Consider the following 7,064-nt stretch of genomic DNA (forward strand, 5'->3'; position numbering starts at 1 on the left):
GTATTAGCGACGCGAGCGGAACCAGTCGAACCGCGAGCGCGTCGGCGCTTCGCCGAGATACGCGGGTGCAATGCTTTCGAGACTCGCGGGCGAGAGCCCGAGTTCCGGCGCGAGCGGCCCCGACAGCACGTTCGGCACCGACATCGTCGCGAGATTGTCGCGCGTGAGCACCGGCTCCCCCGGCAGGCATTCGAACACGCTCGCCTGCAGCCGCGCAAGCGCGTCGGGCAGCCGCACGATGCGTGCCTGCCGGCCGACCAGCGTGCCGCAGTAGCGCACCAGTTGCTCGAGCGTGTAGACGGTCGGGCCGCCGAGTTCGTAGGTCTTGCCGTGCGCACCCGCGAGATCGAGCGTGTTGACGAACGCGCGCACGACGTCGCCGACGAACACCGGCTGGAAACGCGCGTCGGGCATCGCGAGCGGCAGCACGGGGACCGTGCGCTGCAGTTTCGCGAACGTATTGAGGAAGGCGTCGCCCGGGCCGAACACGACCGACGGCCGGAAGATCGTCAGCGCGAGCGAATCGGTGGCCGCGACCGCATGCAGCGCGGCTTCGCCGTCGCCCTTCGAGCGCTGGTACATGCTCGCGCCGTGCGAATCGGCGCCGAGCGCGCTCATGTGCAGCAGCCGCTGCACGCCGACCTCGGTGCAGGCGGTCGCCAGCGCGGCCGGCAGCGCGACGTGCGCGCGCTCGAAGCCGGGCCCGTACGGCGTGCCGCGGCCGCCGTGCAGCACGCCGATCAGGTTGATCGCCGCGTGCGCGCCTGCGACGAAGCGCGCGAGCGTGCGCGTGTCGAGCGCATCGAGTTCGACGATGTCGACCGGCAGCATCTGCAGGTGGCGCGCGTGGTCGCGCCGCCGCGTGCCGATCCGTACGTGCTTGCCGGCGTCGATCAGCGCATTGACGAGCCGGCTGCCGATGAAGCCGGTGCCGCCCAGCAGCGCGACGGTCTGGCGATCCATGATGTGGGCCTCAAAAGAACACTGCCGCGTCTCGCGCGGCAGTTCGGTGTATCAGGGCGAGATCATGCCTAGACGTTTCTTCAACGACTGCGGTTTGCCCTCGAAGAGCGCCGCGTAGTAGACGGTGTTCGACAGCACGTTCTTCACATAGTCGCGCGTCTCGTTGAACGGAATCGTCTCCGCGAAGATCGCGCCTTCGACCGGCTGCGTCAACACCTGGCGCCACTGGCGCGGCCGGCCCGGGCCCGCGTTGTAGCCGGCCGTGGCGAGCACCGGCGAGCTGTCGAAGTTGTTGTAGATGTCCGCGAGATACCAGGTGCCGAGCTGGATGTTGGTGTCGATGTCGTGCATCTGCGCACGCGAGATCGTGCCCATGCCGAGCTTCTTCGCGACCATCTGGGCCGTCGCCGGCATCAGCTGCATCAGGCCGCCCGCGCCCACCGACGAACGCGCGCTGATGATGAAGCGCGATTCCTGGCGGATCAGCCCGTACGCCCATTCGACGTCGAGGCCCGTCGATTGCGCATAGCGCTCGACGGTCGTGCGGTACGGCGACGGATAGCGCAGCGTGAAATCGTGCTCGGCCTTCGTGCGGTCGGCCGTGTTGACCGTGCGGTCGAGCAGTTCGACGCGCTTGCCGTATTCGGCGGCAGCGAGCAGCTGGCGATCGGTCATCCCGCGCAGCGGCCAGTTCCATTCGCGATTGCCTTCGAGGCGCAGGTTCAGCGCGTAGAAGCGTTGCGCGAGCGCGAAGCCCGGAATCTTGCCCATCGCGTCGACCTCGGCGTCGCTCACCTTCGTGCGCGGCGGAATCGTCGTGCGCTGGCCGAGCTCTTCGCCGGCCAACTGCCCGTAGAAGTTGAACTGGCCGGCGACCTGCTCGAATTCCTGGTTCGCCTGCAGCGTGTCGCCGCTCTGCTTGAGCGCGCGCGCATGCCAGTAGATCCACGCCGGATCGTTGCGCAGCGACGGCGGCATCTGCTCGATCGACCAGCGCACCATCGGCCAGTTGCCGGCGAGCAGCGCGGCGCGCGTGCGCCATTCGTAGCCGGGGTTCGACAGCGGCGCGTTCGCCGATTTCGCATACCAGACCGATGCCATCGGCGAGCGCTTGATCGCGCCCTGGTAGCCGATCGCGCCCCACGCGATCGCCTGTTCCTGCTTGGTCAGCGACGGCGCGACCGTCGTCAGCATCCCGGCGGCGGCGTCCGGATCGTTGCGCGCCATGCGGCTGAGCGCGATCAGCGCGATCTGATGCGATGCGGCGTCAGCCCCGACGCCGCGCGCGAGGTACAGCGGCGGCGCGCTCGTCGCCTGGTCGAAGCCGACGGGGCGCGGGCCGAGCGCGTCGACGATCTTGCCGCCGAGCGTCGTGTAGTTCTGCTCGTACGCGAGGCGCGCCTGCTGCCACACGTCGTCGCTCGTGAACTGCTGGTTGACGGTGAGCGCGGTGATCAGGTCGACGCACGCATCGCCGTAGTTCTTTGGCTCGACGAGCAGCGCGCGCGCCGCGTCGGCGACGTTCTCGTTGCGCGCCGCGCGCGATTCGAGCGCATAGCACTTGACCTGCGTGTCGTCGTCGAGCACGAAGCGCTTGTACTGGTCGTCGAAATTGCGCCAGTCGTGGCGCGCGCCGAGCACGAGCAGGTAGTCGTTGCGCAGGCGATCGGCGATCGCCTGGCCGTCGTAGCGCTGCAGGAACGACTGCACGGGCGCGTCCGGCGCATCGACGCGCGCGCGTCCCGTCGAATCGAACAACTGCGGCTTGATCTGGAAATACTCGACGTAGGACGGCACCGGATAGTTCGGGATCATCGACGCGAGCTGCGCGGCCTTCGCGGCGTCGTTGCGGCGTGCGGCTTCGCGAAGCTGCACGAAGATCTGGTCGTCCCCGGCGAGCGTGTCGTCGTTCGGTGCGGCGCATGCGGCCGTGCCGGCGACGAGCGCGGCGGCCGAAAGCGCGAGCGCGACCGCGCGATATACTCGGAAAAGGCTGTTCGACATCGTTTTGAATGGAGCACGAAGTGACCGAAAGCATAGCACGCAACCCTGTGCCGAACCCGAAGGTTGCGCTGCGCAAAACGCTGTCCGGCGCCCGTCGCGACGCCGCGTCGCAACCCGCCGCGAACGCCGCGCTCGATGCGCGGCTGCGCACGCTGCTCGACCGTCTGGCGCCGCGCACGGTCGGGTTCTACTGGCCGCTGCCGGGCGAATTCGATGCGCGCGACGCGGTACTCGCATGGTGCGCGGCGGGGCCCGGCCGGTGCGCCGCGCTGCCGGTGATCGGCGAGCGTCACACGCCGCTCGCGTTCCACGCGTGGGACGCGCACACGCCGATGCGCGAAGGCCATCACCGGATTCCCGAACCGGCGTCGGGAATCGTCGTCGTGCCCGATCTTTTGCTGATTCCGTGCGTGGGATTCGATCCGCAGCGCTACCGGCTCGGCTACGGCGGCGGCTACTACGATCGCACGCTCGCCGCCTGGCCGGGCGACACGCTGCCCGTGACGGTCGGCATCGCGTACGAAGCGTGCCGCGTCGATGCGCTGCCGGCCGAGGCGCACGATCTCGCGCTGCGCTGGATCGTCACCGACGAGGCGCTTTATCCGGCCGCCGGATGATGGCGCGCGCGGCGCCGCGATCGTCGCGGCTTGCCGTGAGCGCGTCGCGGCGACCGACCGTTTCCGCGCTCGTTTACAGCGACGCCGCCGCGCGCGCGGCCGTGTCGTAGAGGCCCGACGCGTGGCGCAGCAACTGCGCCGCGTCGCCGATCTGCTCGTTGGTGAGGCCGCTGTCCTTCAGCGTCTCGATCAGGCAATGTTCGCGTACCTCGCGGTACTTCAGGCACAGCTCGCGGCCCGCGTCGGTCGCGAAGAAGAACACTTCCTTGCCGCTCTTCTCGCTTTTCACATAGCCGCGGGCGATCAGTTTTTTCAGCGCATAGGTCGCGACGTGCGTATCCTCGATATTGAGCACGAAGCAGATGTCGGCGAGCTTCTTCTTGCGTTCGCGATGGCTGACGTGATGCAGCAGCGAGACCTCGACCGCCGTCATGTCCTTCGCGCCCGCCGCCGACATGCAGCGCACCATCCAGCGGTTGAACGCGTTGCCGGCCATGATGAGCCCGTATTCGAGCTCCGACAGCTCCGCGCTCGAATCGGAAACGAGGTGTTCGGATGACACGATCTTGGTCGCAGGACGCTTCATGGAAAGGCGGCGCAAGCCGGATGACAGGATGTGCCCGAGTGTACGCCAGAAGCCCCGGCCGACGAGCTAGGCGAAAACGCTTATTGAGAAGTTGTCGATATTTTATTGACAATGTGCGCTAACATTGCCGTCCGAACCGTGCCAGTCCGATGACGCCACCCCGCATTTATCCGCTCGGCGATGCCGCCCTCGTCTGCGAGGTGCCGCCGCCCGCCACGCTCGATTGCCAGCGCCGCGTCTGGGCCGTGGCCGCGGCCGCGCGCGCGTGGCCCGACGTGATCGACGTCGTCCCCGGCATGAACAACCTGACCATCGTGTTCGACCCGCTCGCCGCGACGGCCGACTCGCTCACGCCCGCGCTGCGCGACGCGTGGGAGACGGCCGACGTCGAGCACGCGGACGGCCGCGAGGTCGAAATCCCGGTCGAGTACGGCGGGGCCGCCGGCCCCGATCTCGCCACCGTCGCCGCGCACACGGGCCTGTCGGCCGACGAGGTCGTCGCGCGCCACGCGGCCGGCGCCTACGTCGTGTTCTTCGTCGGATTCCAGCCGGGCTTCGCGTATCTGGGCGGCCTCGACGCGTCGCTGCATACGCCGCGCCGCGCGGCGCCGCGCCTCGAGGTGCCGGCCGGCTCGGTCGGCATCGGTGGCGCGCAGACGGGCATCTACCCGGCCACGTCGCCCGGCGGCTGGCAACTGATCGGCCGCACGTCGCAGCGGCTGTTCGATCCGGCGCGGCCGCAGCCGACGCTGCTGCTGCCCGGCGACCGCGTACGCTTCACCATTGCGGGAGTCGACGCACGATGACCCAGAGCAACGCACCGGGCACCGTCGAGGTCGTGCGGGCCGGCCCGCTGTCGACCGTGCAGGATCTCGGGCGCCGCGGCACGCGCCATCTCGGCGTCGCGCAAGGCGGCGCGCTCGACGGCCTCGCGCTCGAAGTCGGCAACCGGCTCGTCGGCAACCGCCCCGACGCGGCGGCCGTCGAAATCACGATCGGCCCCGCCACGTTCCGCTTCACGCGCGCCACGCGCATCGCGATCACCGGCACCGAGTTCGGCGCGACGCTCGACGGCAAGCCCGTGTATTCGTGGTGGAGCCTGCCGGTCGACGCCGGCCAGACGCTCGTGCTGCCGGCCGCGAAACGCGGGATGCGCGGCTACCTGTGCATCGCGGGCGGCATCGACGTGCTGCCGATGCTCGGCTCGCGCAGCACCGATCTCGCGTCGCGCTTCGGCGGCCTCGGCGGCCGCACGCTGCGCGACGGCGACCGGCTGCCGGTCGGCGCGCCGCCGGCCGGCGCCGGCTGCCTCGCGGCCGACGCGCCCGAATTCGGCGTGAAGGCGCCGGCGTGGTGCGCGTTCGTGCGCGTCGACGAGCCGCCGCGCCGTCACCGCCCCGCGCATGCGCCGTGGGCGATGCCCGTGCGCGTGCTGCCGGGCCCGGACTACGCGTCGTTCGCGGCCGATTCGCAGCAGGCGTTCTGGGACGAGGAATGGCTCGTCACCGCGAACAGCAACCGGATGGGCTATCGCCTCGCCGGCGCCGAGCTGGTGCGCGAGCGGCCGGCCGAGCTGCTGTCGCACGCGGTGCTGCCGGGCACGATCCAGGTGCCGCCGAACGGCCAGCCGATCGTGCTGATGCACGACGCGCAGACCACCGGCGGGTACCCGAAGATCGGCACGGTGATCCGCGCCGACCTGTGGAAGCTCGCGCAGGCGCGGCTCAACCTGCCGATCCGTTTCGTGCGCACGACGCCCGACGCCGCGCGCGCCGCCCTCGTCGCGGAACGGGCGTACCTGCGCCAGATCGACGTCGCGATCGAGATGCGCGAGGAAGCGCGCCGCCGCGGGCAATCGCGCGCGGCGTGACAATGGCGGAAGCGGTAACGAAAGACGCGCCACGCAACCAGTGGACGAGGAACATATGGAAATCGATCTGAATGCCGATCTCGGCGAAGGATGCGGATCGGACGAGGCGCTGCTCGACCTCGTCACGTCGGCGAACATCGCATGCGGCTGGCATGCAGGCGGCGCGAATGCGATGCGCGACTGCGTGCGCTCGGCCGTGCAGAAAGGCGTGTCGATCGGCGCGCACCCGAGCTTTCATGATCCGGAGAATTTCGGCCGCAAGGAAATGCAGCTGCCGGCCGGCGACATCTATGCGGGCGTGCTGTACCAGCTCGGCGCGCTGTCGGCGATCGCGCAGGCCGAGGGCGGGCGCATCGCGCACGTGAAACCGCACGGCGCGCTGTACAACCAGGCCGCGCGCGACCCGCTGATCGCCGACGCGGTGGTGTCCGCGATCCACGACTTCGATCCGTCGCTCGCGGTGTTCGGGCTCGCGAACAGCGTATTCGTCGCGGCCGCGCGGCATGCGGGGCTCGCCGCGGTGGAGGAAGTGTTCGCCGATCGGGGCTATCGCGCGGACGGCTCGCTGGTGCCGCGCAGCCAGCCCGGCGCGTTGATCGACGATGAGGATGCGGTGCTCGCGCGCACGCTCGACATGGTGCGCAACCGGCAGGTGCGCGCGCTGAGCGGCGAATGGGTGCCGCTCAATGCGCAGACCGTCTGCCTGCATGGCGACGGGCCGCATGCGCTGGCGTTCGCGAAGCGGATCCGCGCGGCGCTCGAGGCTGCCGGCGTCGACGTGGTGGCGCCCGGAGCGGTGCAGGCCGACGAAGGCGCGTAACTGCCTGTTCGACGCACTCGACGCATTCGCGACGTTGCCCGCTCACCGCACGTTTTCGTCGCAATCGAGTAGGGTGAGGGGTTACCCCCTCAGCCCTCTCACACCACCGTACGTGCGGGTCCGCATACGGCGGTTCAGTTAATGCTCTGGAGGCGATCCACCGTGCGGCGGATCGAGATCAGTCCCCGTGCATCGAAGTAGGCA

The 7,064-nt window shown here is 69.6% G+C and carries 7 protein-coding genes; 4 read left to right on the forward strand and 3 right to left on the reverse strand.

Features of this window, described 5'->3' with window-relative positions; all coding sequences use genetic code 11:
* Positions 1-3: 3 nt before the first annotated feature.
* Both HWX55_RS34155 and HWX55_RS34160 read right to left on the reverse strand, forming a co-directional pair.
* Positions 4-963: a complex I NDUFA9 subunit family protein gene (locus HWX55_RS34155; RefSeq protein ID WP_050014254.1), complete on the reverse strand. Its 960-nt coding sequence runs from the start codon at positions 961-963 to the stop codon at positions 4-6.
* A 51-nt stretch (positions 964-1,014) separates the two neighbouring features.
* Complete coding sequence (locus tag HWX55_RS34160; protein ID WP_050014253.1) at positions 1,015-2,967, reverse strand: lytic transglycosylase domain-containing protein; 1,953 nt, start codon at positions 2,965-2,967, stop codon at positions 1,015-1,017.
* Positions 2,968-2,975: 8 nt separating this feature from the next.
* Between HWX55_RS34160 and HWX55_RS34165 the strand changes: the two genes are divergently transcribed.
* Entirely contained in the window at positions 2,976-3,584 is a 609-nt protein-coding gene (locus HWX55_RS34165) for a 5-formyltetrahydrofolate cyclo-ligase (RefSeq protein ID WP_175978872.1), read from the forward strand.
* A 73-nt stretch (positions 3,585-3,657) separates the two neighbouring features.
* On the opposite strand, the gene HWX55_RS34170 is transcribed toward HWX55_RS34165, so the two are convergent.
* Complete coding sequence (locus HWX55_RS34170; RefSeq protein WP_044847863.1) at positions 3,658-4,170, reverse strand: winged helix DNA-binding protein; 513 nt, start codon at positions 4,168-4,170, stop codon at positions 3,658-3,660.
* Between the two features lie 149 nt (positions 4,171-4,319).
* Here HWX55_RS34170 and pxpB point away from each other — a divergent pair, with 149 nt between their 5' ends.
* The 3 genes from pxpB to pxpA are packed head-to-tail and all read left to right on the forward strand — an operon-like array spanning position 4,320 to position 6,860.
* A complete protein-coding gene (pxpB, locus tag HWX55_RS34175) occupies positions 4,320-4,976 on the forward strand; it encodes a 5-oxoprolinase subunit PxpB (protein WP_175978873.1) in 657 nt (218 codons plus the stop codon).
* Positions 4,973-6,040: a biotin-dependent carboxyltransferase family protein gene (locus HWX55_RS34180; RefSeq protein ID WP_175978874.1), complete on the forward strand. Its 1,068-nt coding sequence runs from the start codon at positions 4,973-4,975 to the stop codon at positions 6,038-6,040. Before pxpB ends, HWX55_RS34180 begins: the two co-directional genes overlap by 4 nt.
* Before the next feature lie 55 nt (positions 6,041-6,095).
* A complete protein-coding gene (gene pxpA / locus HWX55_RS34185; protein WP_175978875.1) occupies positions 6,096-6,860 on the forward strand; it encodes a 5-oxoprolinase subunit PxpA in 765 nt (254 codons plus the stop codon).
* The last annotated feature ends 204 nt before the right edge of the window (positions 6,861-7,064 follow it).

It is taken from the genome of Burkholderia sp. BCC1047 (assembly GCF_902833155.1).
Classification (GTDB): Bacteria; Pseudomonadota; Gammaproteobacteria; order Burkholderiales; family Burkholderiaceae; genus Burkholderia; species Burkholderia sola.